The organism is Tropicimonas sediminicola (assembly GCF_900188335.1).
GTDB classification, from domain to species: Bacteria; Pseudomonadota; Alphaproteobacteria; order Rhodobacterales; family Rhodobacteraceae; genus Tropicimonas; species Tropicimonas sediminicola.
The window spans coordinates 50,087-64,711 of record NZ_FZOY01000004.1 but is presented as its reverse complement, the minus strand read 5'-3'; the positions used below and the strand labels follow the sequence as shown (position 1 = coordinate 64,711).

13 protein-coding genes are annotated in these 14,625 nt (G+C 67.5%); 5 read left to right on the top strand and 8 right to left on the bottom strand.

The annotated features are described in order from the left end of the window. The first annotated feature begins 6 nt into the window (after positions 1 to 6). The 3 genes from CHB86_RS11280 (at position 7) to CHB86_RS11270 (ending at position 2,529) form a co-directional block, all read left to right on the top strand. The gene (locus CHB86_RS11280) at positions 7 to 762 is read left to right on the top strand and encodes a class II aldolase and adducin N-terminal domain-containing protein (protein WP_089233570.1); all 756 of its coding nucleotides are present in this window, start codon (positions 7 to 9) and stop codon (positions 760 to 762) included. Positions 763 to 787: 25 nt separating this feature from the next. Continuing rightward, positions 788 to 1,939 carry a TauD/TfdA family dioxygenase gene (locus CHB86_RS11275; protein ID WP_089233160.1) on the top strand — a complete coding sequence of 384 codons (1,152 nt, stop codon included), beginning with the start codon at positions 788 to 790 and terminating at the stop codon, positions 1,937 to 1,939. A 95-nt stretch (positions 1,940 to 2,034) separates the two neighbouring features. Then, complete coding sequence (locus CHB86_RS11270; RefSeq protein WP_089233159.1) at positions 2,035 to 2,529, top strand: SixA phosphatase family protein; 495 nt, start codon at positions 2,035 to 2,037, stop codon at positions 2,527 to 2,529. A gap of 10 nt (positions 2,530 to 2,539) precedes the next feature. On the opposite strand, the gene CHB86_RS11265 is transcribed toward CHB86_RS11270, so the two are convergent. From CHB86_RS11265 to CHB86_RS11255, 3 genes are read right to left on the bottom strand one after another with little or no spacing between them, the layout of a single operon-like run. Continuing rightward, the gene (locus CHB86_RS11265; protein ID WP_089233158.1) at positions 2,540 to 3,970 is read right to left on the bottom strand and encodes an aldehyde dehydrogenase family protein; all 1,431 of its coding nucleotides are present in this window, start codon (positions 3,968 to 3,970) and stop codon (positions 2,540 to 2,542) included. Positions 3,971 to 3,987: 17 nt separating this feature from the next. Next, positions 3,988 to 5,196 carry a mandelate racemase/muconate lactonizing enzyme family protein gene (locus CHB86_RS11260; protein WP_089233157.1) on the bottom strand — a complete coding sequence of 403 codons (1,209 nt, stop codon included), beginning with the start codon at positions 5,194 to 5,196 and terminating at the stop codon, positions 3,988 to 3,990. Beyond that, positions 5,186 to 6,844: a GMC family oxidoreductase gene (locus CHB86_RS11255; RefSeq protein WP_089233156.1), complete on the bottom strand. Its 1,659-nt coding sequence runs from the start codon at positions 6,842 to 6,844 to the stop codon at positions 5,186 to 5,188. Before CHB86_RS11255 ends, CHB86_RS11260 begins: the two co-directional genes overlap by 11 nt. Before the next feature lie 211 nt (positions 6,845 to 7,055). Between CHB86_RS11255 and CHB86_RS11250 the strand changes: the two genes are divergently transcribed. Continuing rightward, entirely contained in the window at positions 7,056 to 7,943 is an 888-nt protein-coding gene (locus CHB86_RS11250) for a LysR substrate-binding domain-containing protein (RefSeq protein ID WP_245837916.1), read from the top strand. Positions 7,944 to 7,956: 13 nt separating this feature from the next. Here CHB86_RS11250 and CHB86_RS11245 read toward each other — a convergent pair whose 3' ends face one another. The 5 genes from CHB86_RS11245 to CHB86_RS11225 are packed head-to-tail and all read right to left on the bottom strand — an operon-like array spanning position 7,957 to position 13,548. Continuing rightward, positions 7,957 to 8,844 (bottom strand): SMP-30/gluconolactonase/LRE family protein, encoded by an 888-nt coding sequence (locus tag CHB86_RS11245; protein ID WP_089233154.1) that lies wholly within the window; start codon positions 8,842 to 8,844, stop codon positions 7,957 to 7,959. 6 nt (positions 8,845 to 8,850) lie between these two features. Beyond that, the gene (locus CHB86_RS11240) at positions 8,851 to 10,350 is read right to left on the bottom strand and encodes a tripartite tricarboxylate transporter permease (protein ID WP_089233153.1); all 1,500 of its coding nucleotides are present in this window, start codon (positions 10,348 to 10,350) and stop codon (positions 8,851 to 8,853) included. 1 nt (position 10,351) lies between these two features. Next, positions 10,352 to 10,888, bottom strand: coding sequence for a tripartite tricarboxylate transporter TctB family protein (locus CHB86_RS11235; RefSeq protein ID WP_089233152.1), 537 nt, complete (start codon positions 10,886 to 10,888; stop codon positions 10,352 to 10,354). Positions 10,889 to 10,917: 29 nt separating this feature from the next. Continuing rightward, positions 10,918 to 11,916, bottom strand: coding sequence for a Bug family tripartite tricarboxylate transporter substrate binding protein (locus tag CHB86_RS11230; protein WP_089233151.1), 999 nt, complete (start codon positions 11,914 to 11,916; stop codon positions 10,918 to 10,920). Between the two features lie 51 nt (positions 11,917 to 11,967). Then, positions 11,968 to 13,548 (bottom strand): sulfatase, encoded by a 1,581-nt coding sequence (locus CHB86_RS11225; protein ID WP_089233150.1) that lies wholly within the window; start codon positions 13,546 to 13,548, stop codon positions 11,968 to 11,970. A gap of 137 nt (positions 13,549 to 13,685) precedes the next feature. On the opposite strand from CHB86_RS11225, the gene CHB86_RS11220 reads away from it, so the two are divergent. After that, complete coding sequence (locus CHB86_RS11220; protein WP_089233149.1) at positions 13,686 to 14,609, top strand: LysR family transcriptional regulator; 924 nt, start codon at positions 13,686 to 13,688, stop codon at positions 14,607 to 14,609. Positions 14,610 to 14,625: the final 16 nt, after the last annotated feature.

The window sequence follows — 14,625 nt, the reverse complement described above, 5'->3', positions numbered from 1 at the left end:
ACAGCCGTGAGCCTCGACGACACCCGCCCCAACATCGCGTTTTGGCAGGAACGCACCGACCTCGCCGCCGCCTTCCGCTGGACCGCGCGCCTGAACATGCACGAGGCGGTGGCCAACCACTTCAGCCTCGCCGTGAACGACGCGGGCACGCAGTTCCTGATCAACCCGAACCAGGCGCATTTCTCGCGTATCCGGGCCTCGGACCTGCTGCTGCTCGACGCCAACGACCCCGCCGCGCTGGACCGCCCGGATGCCCCCGATCCCACGGCCTGGGGGCTGCACGGCTCGATCCACCGGCGTTGCCCCCACGCCCGCTGCGTGATGCACGCCCATTCGATCTTTTCCACCGTGCTGGCCTCCCTCGCCGACAGCACCCTGCCGCCGATCGACCAGAACACCGCGACCTTCTACGGCCGCACCGTGATCGACGAGCAGTTCGGCGGGCTGGCCTTCGAGGAAGAGGGCGAGCGCTGCGCGTCCATGCTCACGGACCCGAAGAAGAAGGTCATGATCATGGGCAACCACGGCGTCCTCGTCCTGGGTGACAGCGTCGCGGATGCCTTCAACCGGCTCTATTATTTCGAGCGCGCGGCCGAGACCTATATCCGCGCGCTGCAGACCGGACAGCCGCTGCGCGTGCTCTCCCACGAGATCGCCGAGAAGACGGCCTGCGAGCTCGAGGATTACCCCGGCCAGGCGGAGGCGCACCTCTCCGCGATCCGCGAGATCCTCGACACCGAGAATTCCGATTACGCAACCTGAACCAGCGACGGGAAGGCACCGAGACATGACTGACAGCCCGATCGAACTGACCGAGACCGGCATGATCGTTCCGCTGGCCACCGGGCCGGCCTATTTCAACTTCTGCTGGTTGCGCGATGCCTGCCCGTCCTGCATCGACCCGCAGACGCGCGAACGGATCTTCGACGTCTCTGCGCTGCACGACCTTCCCCGTGCCGCCGCGGCGCGGATCGACGGCGGCGAGCTGGTCGTCGACTGGCTGGGCGAGGATCACGTGAGCCGCATCCCGCTCTCCTTGCTCGACACATTCGCCACCCGGGGCAAGCCCGAGGACCCGGCGGATCTGCCGCGCCGCCTCTGGTACGCCGACCATGCGCCGGCGATGACGCGCCTGCCGCAGGAGGCCGTGCTGAACGACTCCGAAACCCGCGCCCGCCTGCTCCGCGCGCTGATCGAGGACGGCATCGCGATCGTCACCGACATGGCGGACGACGAGGGCAGCCTGGCGCGCCTGGTCAACGCCATCGGCCCGATCACGCCCTCCGCCGAAGGGCTTTTCTTCGATGTCCGCGTCGAGATCGCGCCCACGAACCTCGCCTTCACCGCCGGGCCTCTGGAGATGCACACCGACCTGCCCGGCGAGGAGGCCGCGCCGGGGGTGCAGTTCCTGCATTGCCTCGAGAACACCGTGGAAGGCGGCCGGTCGCTCTTTCTCGACGGGGCTGCGGTGGCCAATGCCCTGTACGACGAGGACCCGGAGGCCTATCGCCTGCTGGCCAGCCACGACATTCCCTTCTTCTACCGCCACGAGACCTGGGACTACCGCGCCCACCAGCGGGTGATCGAAACCGACCCGGAGGGCCGCGTGACCGGCGTTACAATCTCCCAGCACCTGCAGGACATACTGGACCTGCCGCAGGAACTGCTCGACACCTACTACCCGGCGTTCGTCAAGTTCATCCGCATGATGCAGGAGGAGCGCTTCCTGATGCGCTTCCGTTCGACTGCGGGCCAATGCGTGATCTTCGACAACCACCGGATCGTGCACGGGCGGGAAGGCTACGTGGCCGACAGCGGCATGCGCCACCTGCGCGGCTGCTACACCGATCGGGGCGCCCTGCGCAGCGCCTACCGGGTGCTGGCTCAGCAGGGGCACACCGGCGCATCGGCCCCGGAACCGACGCTGAAGAGCGCCTGAGGCTCGGGCTGTTGCCTTGGAGGGGCCAACTTTGCCGTTGCGTAAACCCGTTGCTTTGCGTTTGATCGAAGGATGGCAACACGAGGCGTTCCGCTGTGAAGACGATCCTCCTGCTGACGGCGATCCTTGCCTCCCTCGGCTGGGGATCGGCTGCGGCGGCGCAGGAGATGGTGTTTGTCATCCGGCATGCTGAAAAGGAGGCGGAGGGCGATGATCCGCCACTGACCGCCGCAGGGCGCGGCAGGGCCGAGGCCTGGGCCGACCTCCTGAAGACATCCGGTATCGACATCGTCCTGCACACCGACGCGGCGCGGTCCCGGGAGACCGGGGAGATCATCGCGGCCTCGCTCGATCTGGAACGGACCGAAGTGCCGATGACCGATACCGCGGGGCTCATGGACCTGTTGGCGTTCGATCATGACGAGGACACCGTCCTCGTCATTGCGCATACCGAAACGATCCCGGGCATCCTTTTTCAGCTGGGTGTCGAGACGCCGCCCGACGTGAAAGACGACGACTTCGCCAACCTGTTCCTCGTCGCGCCCGTTGGTGACGGCGCTCCCGTCTTCGTTGCGCTGCTGATGCCCTGAGGCGCGCCCGTCAGGTGGTGAAGGGCGCGCGGACCTTGATCTCCTGGTAATCCTCCAGCCCGAAGATGCCACCCTCGCGGCCGATGCCGGATTTCTTGTAACCGCCGAACGGGGAGCCGTAGCCCGAGGCGCGGCCGTTGACCTGGATCACCCCGGCGCGGAGCCTGTCGCCGACCCTACGGGCGCGCTCCGGGTCGCCGGTCTGCACATAGGCGGCGAGGCCGTAGTCTGTGTCGTTGGCGATCCGGATGGCCTCCTCCTCGGTGTCGAAGGGGATCATCACCAGGACCGGGCCGAAGATCTCCTCGCGCGCGATCCGCATGTCGTTGGTGACATCGGCAAAGATCGTCGGGCGGACGAACCAGCCCTGTTCCAGCCCCTCCGGCTTGCCCGGCCCCCCGGCGAGAAGGGTTGCGCCCTCGGCGATGCCGGCCTCGATCAGCGCCTGCACGCGGTCGTACTGGATGCGGTCGAAGAGCGGGCCGATGTGGTCTCCTTCCTCGGCGGGGTCGCCCACCGCCTGGGCCTCCGCGGCCTGACGGGCGAGCTCCAGCGCGCGCGGGTAACAGCTTCGCTCCACCAGCATCCGGGTCGGCGCGTCACAGGATTGCCCGGTGTTGTAGAAACAGGTCGCGACGCCCTCTGCAATACGCGTCTCCAGATCGCAATCGGCGAAGACGAGGTTCGGGGACTTGCCGCCCAGTTCCAGCGTCACCCGCTTGATGCCCTCGGCGGCATTGCGCGACACCTCGACCCCGGCACGGGTGGAGCCGGTGAAGGAGACCATCGCCACGTCCGGATGGCGCGCGATGGCGGCGCCCACGGTCGGCCCGTCGCCGTGCACGAGGTTGAAGACCCCCGCCGGGTAGCCCGCCTCGTGCACGATTTCGGCATAGATATCGGCCGAGAGCGGCGTGTGCTCGGAGGGTTTCAGGACGCAGGTGCAACCGGTGGCGAGGGCCGGGATCACCTTGAGCGCGATCTGGTTGATCGGCCAGTTCCAGGGCGTGATCATGCCCACCACGCCAATCGGCTCGCGGGTCAGGATGTCGCCATTGTCGAGCGTCAGCTCTTCCTCCTGCGCCTCCAATGCGGCGATGAAGGCTTCGAGATGCCCGATGCCGGATTCCGCCTGCACCTCGCGCGACATCGTCGCCGGCGCGCCCATCTCGGCTGTCATCGCGCGGGCGAGGTCGTCCTGGCGGCGCCGGGTGATCTCGAGCAGCCGCTGCAGCATGTCCAGACGCTCGGCCCTCGGGGTGCGCGAGAAGCCGTCGAAGGCAGCCTGCGCGGCCGCTACCGCGCGGTCGACATCCACGGCATCGCCGAGGGTGAGCGTGCCGATCCGGCTGTCGGTGGCGGGGTTCATCACCGGCATCGTTTCCGTGCCTTTCGGGGCGACCCAGTCGCCGCCGATGTAGAACCTGTCGAGGCTGTGCATGTCTGTCCTTTCGGGTTTCAGGGAACGACCGGGGCGCGGGCCATGTCGAGGTGCAGTTCCCGGCCGGTGTAGGGCGAGGCCGCGATCGCGGCGTCGTCGAGCTCGACGCCAAGTCCCGGCGCGGCAGGGGGCACGACGTAGCCGTCCTCCCAGGCGATTTCCGTCTTGAGGGGCGTCATGTAGGGGCCGTCGAAGGTCCCGATGCTTTCGAGGATCAGGAAGTTCGGGCTGCAGGTGGCAAGCTGGATGTTTGCGGCGGCCACCACCGGGCCGCAGTAGAGATGCGGCGCGATCTGGGCCTGGCGCGTCTCGGCCATTGCGGCGATCTTCTTGGCTTCGAGGATTCCGCCCACGCGGCCGAGATTCATCTGCAGGATCGAGGCGGCGCCGGCCTCCAGCAGGCGGGCGAACTCGTGCTTGGTGCAAAGCCGCTCGCCGGCGGCCACGGGGATCGAGGTGAAGCGCGCGATCTCGGCCATGTCGGCGGCGTTCTCGGGGGTGGTCGGCTCCTCGAACCATAGCGGATCGTAGGCTTCCAGCCGCCGCGCCATGCGCTTGGCGCCGGAGACGGTGAACTGCCCATGGGTGCCGAAGAGCAGGTCGGCGCGGTCGCCCACCGCCTCGCGGATCCTCTTGCAGAACATCTCCGAACGGGTCAGGTCCTCCAGCCGGGGCTGGTGGCCGTCGTAGATCGTGTAGGGGCCGGCCGGGTCGAACTTGATCGCGGTGAAGCCCTTCTCGACCATCTGCATGGCCACCTCTGCGGCGAGGTCCGGGTCGTCGTAGACGCTGGGCGCGCCCGGGTCCGGATAGACGTCGCCCTCGGTCGGATAAAGATAGGTGTAGCTGCGAAGGCGCTCGTTCACCTTGCCGCCCAGAAGCTGGTAGACCGGTTGGTCCGCCGCCTTGCCGACGATGTCCCAGCAGGCCATCTCCAGCCCGCTCAGAACGCCCATCACCGTCACGTCCGGCCGCTGGGTGAAGCCGGCGCTGTGGCACTGGCGCCAGAGCCGCTCGATGTGGTGCGGGTCCGCCCCCTCGAACTGGCGTTCGAACATCTCCACGGCCATCGCGGCGCAAAGCTCCGGGCCGAAGGTGGCATTGTAGATCTCGCCGACCCCGGTGATCCCGCAGGCCGTGGTGAGCCGCACGAAGATGAAATAGCGTCCGCCGTGGCGCGGTGGCGGGTTGCCGAAGATGAAGGTTTCGATCTTTTCAAGTCGCATGGGCCAGCTCCCGTTCCTGGCGACCCGTCGCGGCATCCTCGAGGATCATCTCCGCCGCCCGTGTCGCAAGCATCATCGTCGGTGCATTGGTATTCCCCGATGTGACGGACGGAAAGGCGGAGCTGTCGACGACCCGCAGTCCGCCGATGCCGTGGACCCGCAACCGCGGGTCGAGTACCGAGGTTCCGGGCCCGCTTCCCATCCGGCAGGTCGAGGTCGGGTGAAAGACGGTGGAGGCCCGCGCGCGGTAATCGTTCATCAGCTCCTCCGGGTCGGTCATGGCCGGTTCCGGCACCAGCCGCTCGCGGACGACCCCGGCCAGCGAGGGCGCGGCGGCGAGCCGGTCGATGATCCGCAGGCACCGGCGGGCGCCGTCGCGGTCGTGCTCCGTGGCGAGCGAGTTGGCGCGGATCACCGGGGCATCCTCGGGGTTCGCGGAGCGGAGGACGATCTCACCCCGGCTGTCCGGCCGGCAGAGCTGTGCGCTGAGCAGGAAGCCCGGCTCGCGGTCGAGCACCGGCCTGCCGGCGGGCGAGGACCAGTAGGACAGCGGGTTGCAATAGATCTGCAGGTCGGGCACCGGCTGGCCGGGATCGGAGCGCAGGAAGCCGCCGACCTGGTTGACCGGCACGCCGAGCGGCCCGCGCCGCGTCGAGAGATAGCGCATCCCGGCCCAAAGCCGCGGCGCCATGCGGCCAAGCACGTTATTCAGCGTGGGTGCGGTGGCCCGGAAGAGATGCGAGATCGCCAGATGGTCCTGCAATCCGCGCCCGACCTCGCCCAGATCGTGGCGCGGCGCGATCCCGTACGATTTGAGCAGTTCGGCCGGGCCGATCCCGGAAAGCTGCAGCAACTTCGGCGAATTCACCGCCCCGGCGCTCAGGATCACCTCGCGCCCGGCCCGGACGGTGAGGCGCACGTCGCGAAGGCGCAGGGTCACACCGGTGGCGCGGCGTCCCGCGAAGGTGATGCGCTCGACCACTGCCTGCGAGACGACCTTCAGGTTCGCCCGGCGACGCGCCGGGGCAAGGAAGGCGTCGGCCGACGAACAGCGCAGGCCGTTCCGTACGGTGCTGCGGTAATAGCCCACGCCTTCCGCGGTCGCGGCGCTCAGATCCTCGCATTGCGCCCAGCCGCATTCTCCTGCGGCGGCGAGGAACCGTCGCGAGAACGGGTTCATCTGGTCGCTGAGGTCGCTGACCCAGAGCGGCCCGTCCCAGCGTTGACGCGGCCGGCCCTCCGCGTCGCGTTCGAGATGGCGCTCCATCCGTTCGAAGGCCGGGCGCACGGCCTCCCAGGACCATCCTTCGGCGCCTTGCGACACCCAGTCGTCGAAATCCTGCGGCAGGCCCCGGACATAGGCCATGGCGTTGATCGAGCTCGACCCGCCAATGACACGACCGCGCGGCCAGTAGACCTCGCGGCCGTTCAGCGCCGGGTCCGGCTCGGCATGGTAGCCCCAGTTGAGCCGCGGGTTGGCGAAGTTGACGCCATAGCCGATCGGCACCTTGATCCAGAACTTCCTGTCCGATCCCCCGGCCTCGATCAGCAGCACGCTGTTCCGGCCGTCGCGGGTCAGGCCTTCGGCGAGGGCGCAGCCCGCAGAGCCCGCCCCAACGATGATGTAGTCGAAGATCGATCCGTCCATGCCGGTGCTGGCCCCGCTCTAGCCGGTGGATGACACCGCAACGGCCGCGCACCTTCAAACAACCGCTGTTGCGGCTATGGGGCGGTTCATTTTAACGCTGCCGGGGCTTGATGCGGCGTGGTTTACGGCACATCCTTCCGCAACGCGCGACACCGCCCCGGCCCGGGCGACTATTCACAGGTGCCCCATCCGGATTCCCCATGTCATATGGTTGAGGGCCTTCGAGGCCGCGGCGCGTCACAGCAGTTTTTCCGACGCGGCGGCCGAACTGAACCTGACGCCCGCGGCGGTGAGCCAGCAGATCCGCCTGCTGGAACAGCACCTCGGGATTCAGCTGTTCCGGCGCCTTCCGCGCGGTGTCGAGCTGACCGACATGGGGCAGGCCTACGCGCTGCCGATCCGCAAGTCCTTCAGCGAGATCCAAGAGGCGACCGAGGGGCTCTTCACCGTGCGCCGCAAGCGCAAGCTGCGGGTGCGCGCCTCGATCAGCTATGCGACGCTGATCCTCGCGCCCCGGCTCAAGGCGTTCCACGACCTGCATCCGGAGATCGAGATCCAGCTGTCGACGGCGGTCTGGTCGGACCGGATGGACAACGAGTCGATCGATCTCGATATCCGTTACGGCACCGGGCATTGGGACGAGCGCGACATCTGGCAACTCGGGCACGAGTTCGCCACCGTGGTCTGCCACCCAGACCATGCGCACGCCTTTGGCGATCCGCCGCGGATCCACGACCTGCTGGGCGCGGGCGTCGTGCCGGTTTTGGGGTCCGAGGTCGAATGGGGCCGGCTGTCGGATCATTTCGGGCTGGAGTTGCCGGCGCCGCCGGTCTGGATCACGGCCGATTCCTCGCTGATCGCGCTGCAGACGATCTCGGCGGGGTTCGGGGCGGCGCTGATCCACGAGAGCTTTTCACAGTCGTTCCTGGATCGTGGCCTCCTCGTCTCGCCCTTCGAATACCGTCTGCCAATCCGCGAGGCCTATTTCCTGGTGGCGCGCGAAGGGCTGAGGGAGCGTGAAGAGGTGGAAGCGTTCCGAAACTGGATCGTCGGGCCCGATCCGGTCGAACCCGACATGGAGCAGGCTCCGGCCAGCTGAGCCCCGGGATGCCCTACAATCCGCCGACGCGGTGCACCGGGCTCGCCCGGACGCCGAGCTGGATCGCGTGCAGCCCGCCGGCTCCGGAGTGCCGGGCAAGCTCAGACGGCGGCAGAAAGCGACGCTGATCCGTGACAAAGAGGGTCCGGTCATCCGGCCCGCCGATGACGACCGAGGTCGGCCGCGTGACCGGCGTCCGGAGCCGTTGCAGGCAGCGGCCGGAGGGGCTGATGCGGAGGACCTCGCCAGGTCCGACGATAGCCACCCAGAAATTGCCGTCGGCATCCATGCAGGCGCCGTCGGGGTTGCTCCCGTCCGGTATGCGCAGGATCTCCCGCGTGCCGGTGATGTCGCCGCTGCGCGGATCGGTGTCGATCAGCTCGATGCGCCGGCGCGCCGTGTCGGTGAAGAGCAGCGAGCGGCCGTTGCCGCAGGGCACGATCGCGTTGGGGATCGCGACCCCTTCGCGCATCGCCGTGACCTCGCCGCCGGGATCGCGCCGGTAGAGGCGGCCGATGGCCTTGCCGGTGTGGGTCATGTCCATCGAGCCGAACCAGAGGCGCCCGCGCGAATCCGGCTTGCCGTCGTTGAGGCGCACCGTGGGCCGGTCGGCCTCCGTCTCGCTGACCTGCTCCCAGGCGGCGCTTTCGGGCGCGTAGGTCCAGAGCCCGTTCTCCAACCCGAGCACCAGCCGGCCACTGTCGGCCAGCGCCACGAACCCCGGCTGGGAGGGTACCGGGATGGCGGTCGTCTCGCCGCTCTCGCGCGTTCTCAGAAGGCGCTGTGCCTGGATGTCGATCCACCAGAGGCAGCCGCGCGTCTCATCCCAGAGCGGCGATTTGCCGGTGATCGCCATCGGCTGGGCGATGCGCCTGAACCCTGTGTCGGCCTTCTGAAGCATGGCGGATCACCCGGCGCGGGAAGGCACCAGGCGGCCCTTCACGCGGCGCGGCAGGAGTACCCAGAGGATGACCAGCAGGTCGATGGCGAGGATGGTCAGCGCGATGGGCCTTTCGGCAAAGATCGACAGACCGTCCTGGCTCAGAAGCAGCGAGCGGCGCAGGTTGCCCTCGGCGATCGGCCCGAGGATGATCCCGATCACGATTGGCGACAGCGGATAGTCGAACTTGCGCAGCACGTAGCCGACGATCCCGAAGATGAAGGCGAACCAGAGGTCGTAGACCGAGGACTGGATCGCATAGACGCCGATCATCGACAGCAGCAGGACGCTCGGCACGAGGTACTGCTTGCGCAGCTTCAGCACCGAGACAAAGACCGGCGTCAGCAGGATGCCGAGCACGAAGAGGAATACGTTCGCCAGCAGGTAGGCGAGGAACACGCCGCCCACGATATCGCCGGAGAACGTGAAGAGCTGCGGGCCGGGCTGCAGGCCAAGCAGCAGGAGCGCCCCCATGAGCACCGCGCAGGCGGCGTCGCCGGGGATGGCGAGCGCGAGCGTCGGGATCAGCGCACCGCCGCAGCAGGCGTTGTTGGCCGATTCCGTGGCCACCACCCCGCCGACGGCGCCCTTGCCGTAGTTCTCTTCCGGCCGGGCCTGCGCCTTGGCGATGGCATAGGCGGTGAAGGAGGCGATGATGCCGGAGGCCCCCGGCAGGGCGCCGAAGAAGGTGCCGATGGTCGAGGAGCGCAGCAGGTTCCAGCGGTGGCGCAGGGTCAGGAACAGCGAACGGAAGGAGACCTTCACGTTCAGCACGTCCGGGCGGGCGTCGAGCTTGCCTTCCTCGATCTGGAACGCGGCCTCGGAAAGGGCGAAGAGCCCGACCACCACCGCCACGATGTGAATGCCACCGAACAGGTTGTGGTTGTCGAAGGTGAAACGCATCGCGTTCGACATCGTATCCGTGCCGACCGCGGCGATCAGGATGCCGAGGCAGCCGGTCATCAGGCCCTTCACCGTGCTCTCGGAGGAGACGACGGCGATGGACATGAGGCCCGTGACGGCAAGCGCGAAGTACTCCGGCGGGCCGAAGTTGACCGCGATCTGGGCCAGCATCGGGGCGAAGAGGATCAGGATGATGCCGCCGAACATGCCGCCGATGGCCGAGGCGGCGATGGCCACGCCGATCGCGTCGCCGGCGCGGCCGGCCTTTGCCATCGGGTAGCCGTCGAGCAGGGTGGCGGCGGCCAGGGGCGTTCCGGGAATGCGCAGCAGGATCGCCGAGATGGCGCCGCCGCACGAGCCGCCGACATAGATGGCGATCAGCATGCCCATACCGGCGACGGGCGGCAGGTAGAAGGCGGCGGGCAGCAGCAGGATGATCCCCATGAGCGGCCCGAGCCCGGGCAGGGCGCCCACGAGCAACCCGCCGGTGCAGCCAAGCGCCACGAGGATGATCACGAGGGGCGAGGCGATCAGGCCGGCGCCGGAGATCAGCAGGTCGAACATGTCAGAGCCCCAGCAGGTGGTAGGGAGGGGTGAAGCCGAGGAAGCCCACCGGCAGGATCACCTTGAGCAGCCCCTCGAAGACGAAGGAGGCGGCGAGCGTCAGCGCGGCGCTGGCGGCGACCGCGCGCCAGACCGGGCGGGCATCGAGCACGAGGAACATCGCGCCGATGACCAGGAACGTGGTGAGGTGGAAGCCCACCGGCTCCAGCATCAGGAGGTAGATCAGGGTCAGCCCGGCGATGGCGATCTCCTGCAGGCGCAGGCGGGAGCGCGGCTCGGGCGGGCAATCCTCGGCCTCCGCCGCGCTCTCGCCCTTCGGATACCGGCCCATCAGCATCTGCCCGGCCACGATCAGCCCGAGCCCCGCGATGGTGATGGCCACCCAGCGGGGAAACAGGGCGGCGTTGGACAGCGCGTCACCGGAGGCGGCGCGCTGATCGGTCAGCGAGGTTGCGATCTGCTGGAAGACGAGGGCGACGATGCCGAACATGGCGCCGAGTACGAGCCAGTGGCCCAGGGCATTCGGTTTCCTGTCCATCGTCGTCGCCTCCCGCGTTCCCAATCAGATCACTTGCCGGCGATCTTGTCGGCTTCCCAGGCAATCGCCTCCTTGGCGGAGATCAGCTGCTCGCCAACGGTGCCCACGATCTCGTCGTACTGGTCGGGCGAATACATCGTCGGCACGAAACCCGTCGCCTTCAGCTTCTCCTGGATATCGTCGCGGTCAAGCGCGGCCTTCATGGCGGTGCGGAGCGTCTCGACCACGTCGTCCGGCGTACCGGGTTTCACGACGTACCAGTGCCATCCGGTCGGCGAAAGGCCGGTAAGGCCCATGTCGGTGCCGAAGTCACCAACCAGCGGGGCGCCGTCAAACATTTCCCTGTCTGCCTCGTTCTCGGTCATGATCGCGAGCACCTGGAAGGCGTCGGAATTCGAACGGTAGGTGGTCGGGTTGTTGAAGGTGAAGTCCAGCAGCCCGCCGCGCAGATCCTTGAAGGCGTCGCCGTCCTGCGGATAGGGGATGTTGCGGGCGTAGACGTCGTTGGCCTGCATGACCTTGGCCATCACCATGTGGGGGATGTTGCCGATGGAGCCGGAGGAATAGCGCAGCTCGCCCGGATGCTCCTTCATGTAGGCGATGAGGGAGGGGAAGTCGCTCCAGCGCGTCTCGTCCTTGCGGGACACGATGGCGAAGGGAACAGCCGTGGCCGACCAGAGGGGGACGAAGTCCTCGTGCGTCCAGTCGGCATTTCCGACCAGCGGCTGCAGCACCAGCGGCGCCACCCAGCCGTCGATGAAGGTGTAGCCGTCGGCGGGCTTGTCCAGCGCCGTCTCGAAGCTCTTCACGCCGGCGGCGCCGGGGGTCGAGACAACGGTGATGTTCACGCCAAGCTCCTGCGCCATCGCCTCGGAGATGATCTGCGTCACCGCCATGGCCGAGCCCGGTCCCCAGGGAAAGATGTTCTGGATGTTCCGTTCCGGATATTCCGCGCTGGCGGGCATCGACAGGGCGGCCAGCGCCGCGCCGGCGATCACGGCCGATTTCAGGTGGTTGAAAGGTTTCATGGATTCCTCCGTTGGAAATGGCCGCCTCCTCGCGGCCGTATGGCTCCGGTTTCAGGCGACCGCTTCCGCGGCGCGCCGCTCCAGCCCGTAGAGATCGAAGATCTCCGAAGGCGCGTCGTGACGTTTCATGTGTACGGCGATCTCGGCACGCAGACGGGCGAGCACCTCCGCATCCTCGATCGGCGTCTTCTGTCCGGGGTCGGCGGCAAGATCGAACAGCTGGATCCGGTCCGGCCGGTTGCGGACCGCCTCGAGCCCCGCCTCGCCGTTGTCCGGCGCCATCGGCACGCGCAGAACCGGCGCGCCATGGGTGAAGTCGAACCCTTCGACCAACTCGGCCTGGGCCAGTTCCTCGGCGTTGAACATCCGCACCATGTGCGAGGGCGCCAGCGTATAGAGGTTGAACCCCTCGCCGTCGGCCTTGACCGGGTAGTGGTAATAGACGTGGCTGCCGTCCGCGATTCCGATCGGTCCGGCGAACATGCCGAAGATGACCGAACGATAGTCGTCCTCGCGCTCGCCGCGCAGCGCCGGCAGCAGCGATTGCCCGGTGGCCTCGTCCGGGGTGGGCAGCCCGAAGAGGTCGAGGAACGTCGCGGCAAGATCGGGGGTCTGGGTCACCGCGCGACGGCGCTCGCCGCCCATGTCGGCGCACTCCGGATGCCAGACCAGGAGGGGGATATGCGAGATCTCCTCGTAATAGGGCATCTTGTTCTTGCCCCACCACTCATGCTCGCCCAGCAGGAAGCCATGGTCGGTCGTGACGATCAGGCAGGTGTCGCCCCAGGCGTCGTTGTCGTCCATCCAGTCGAGCAGTCGGCCGAGGTAGTAATCGCATTCGGCAACCGAGGCGGCATAGTTCGCACGTATCTCGGCCATGTCCTCCGGGCTGTCGGTCGCCTTTTCGTAGGAGGGCCAGTCCAGAACGCCGCCGTTGCGGCCGGTGGCGTATTCCTTGTGGAACCGCTCGGGCGCGCAGAAGGGCTCGTGCGGGTCGAAGCTCTCGATCTGCAGGAAGAAATCCGTGGACGCCTTGTTCATCTCCAGGAACTCGAGGGCGCTGGCAAAGACTCTGGGCGTTGGGAAATCCTCTTCTTCCTTGACGAAAAGCGTGTTCACCGCGTGCCGCATCCGCCGCCAGGCGATGATGTCCGAGGTCTGCAGCGTCGCCGGCCGGTCGCTCGGCAGCTTGTCGAGCGGATAGTGCCGCGGGTCGAACTGCGCCGCCAGCGCGTCCAGCGGCGGCTGGACGAGCGCCTTGGCCGTGTCGTGCTCCTGCCCGCGCACGACCTCCCAGCTTTCGAACTGGGTGCAGTATCCGGTGCCGCCGTTCTCGATGTAATGCATGTGGTCGGTGACGAGGTGCGAGTAGATGCCCGCCTCGCCCATGCTTCGGGCGAAGGAATTGTCGAAGGGTTCCAGCGGGCCCCAGGGGCGGTGCATGAAGTTAAGCCGCCCGGTGTGAATGTCGCGCCGCGCCGGCATGCAGGGCATGGAGCCGCAGTAATGGTTGTCGAAGGTCACCGCGCGGTCTGCCAGTCGCTGGAAGTTCGGAGTGCGGATCGCGGTGCCGCCATAGGCCTCGAGGGCCTCGCGGTTGAGCGAATCGAACATCACGAAAATGGTGCGCATGGCGGCTTTTCCTCCTTGAAGCGGTGCAGCGGCCCTCATCTCCTCCCGAGACCCGGTGCTGCCAAGCTCCTTGACCCAATCGCTACCAACCGCCAGAAATAAAGAAAAATAGAAAATTAGCGCATTGGATATTCCAAATGGCTATGGATAAGAACCTCGTCGCCTTTCTCGTCGTGGCCGAGACGGGCAACCTGACGGAGGCTGCCAAGCGCCTCGGGCTCGCCCAGCCATCGCTCACCAAGCGATTGAAACTGCTGGAAGATGAGTATGGAACGCGGCTGTTCGACCGGCAGCCGAGGGGTATGTTCCTGACACCGATCGGGCGGGAATTGCTCGACCACGCCAAGCGGATCGAGCAGCGCTACGTGCAGGCCCGCGAGGCCATCGAAGCCGAGAAATCGAACCGGCTCGACGTGCTTCGCGTCGGTGCGGGGCCGCTGTTCCGGCGCGCCTTCTTGGTGCCGGCCTTCGAACGGTTGCGGCAGGAGCACCCGGAAACCCGGCTGGAGATTCGCGCCGACGTTCACCTGCAGAACCTGCCGCATCTCCGGCACGGCGAGCTCGACATCGTCTTCGGGGCGCTCGCCTCCGATATCGACGAGGAGGACATCGACACGGTGGAGATCGTCTCGGCGCATCTGGGCGCGCTGGCGAGCGTCGATCATCCGCTCCACCGAAAGGACCGGGTGAGCGCCGGGGATCTGGCCGGGATTCCCTGGGTCCTCTACTCGAACGACGCGGAGACGACGGCCATGGTGCGGGGCTTCTTCGTGCGCAATGCACTGAACCCGCCGGAATTCGCGGTGACGACCAGCTCCTACGAGTTCGGGCTCGATCTCGTCGCCACCGGGAAGTTCATCATGCCGGCGCCGATGGAGCTCGACCCCAACCTGAGCGCCCTGGGCATGCGTTCCCTGCCGCTTGCCGACCCTATCGACAGCTTCCTCGCCGGGGCCTACGTCCGCCGTTCGTCGCTGTCCTACCCGGTCGTGCGCCGCCTGCTCGATCTGGTGTGCCAGATGGCGAGCCGGCATGCCCCGCCGCCGGACAGGCAAGGCTGAGGCCCGCCCGGCGAAC

Excerpts from the sequence above, each read along its gene's own strand:
- CHB86_RS11230 (WP_089233151.1), bottom strand. The coding sequence starts at position 11,916 with ATGAAACCTTTCAACCACCTGAAATCGGCCGTGATCGCCGGCGCGGCG.
- CHB86_RS11265 (WP_089233158.1), bottom strand. The coding sequence starts at position 3,970 with ATGCACAGCCTCGACAGGTTCTACATCGGCGGCGACTGGGTCGCCCCG.
- CHB86_RS11255 (WP_089233156.1), bottom strand. The coding sequence starts at position 6,844 with ATGGACGGATCGATCTTCGACTACATCATCGTTGGGGCGGGCTCTGCG.
- CHB86_RS11260 (WP_089233157.1), bottom strand. The coding sequence starts at position 5,196 with ATGCGACTTGAAAAGATCGAAACCTTCATCTTCGGCAACCCGCCACCG.
- CHB86_RS11240 (WP_089233153.1), bottom strand. The coding sequence starts at position 10,350 with ATGTTCGACCTGCTGATCTCCGGCGCCGGCCTGATCGCCTCGCCCCTC.
- CHB86_RS11220 (WP_089233149.1), top strand. The coding sequence starts at position 13,686 with ATGGCTATGGATAAGAACCTCGTCGCCTTTCTCGTCGTGGCCGAGACG.
- CHB86_RS11225 (WP_089233150.1), bottom strand. The coding sequence starts at position 13,548 with ATGCGCACCATTTTCGTGATGTTCGATTCGCTCAACCGCGAGGCCCTC.
- CHB86_RS11245 (WP_089233154.1), bottom strand. The coding sequence starts at position 8,844 with ATGCTTCAGAAGGCCGACACAGGGTTCAGGCGCATCGCCCAGCCGATG.
- CHB86_RS11275 (WP_089233160.1), top strand. The coding sequence starts at position 788 with ATGACTGACAGCCCGATCGAACTGACCGAGACCGGCATGATCGTTCCG.
- CHB86_RS11235 (WP_089233152.1), bottom strand. The coding sequence starts at position 10,888 with ATGGACAGGAAACCGAATGCCCTGGGCCACTGGCTCGTACTCGGCGCC.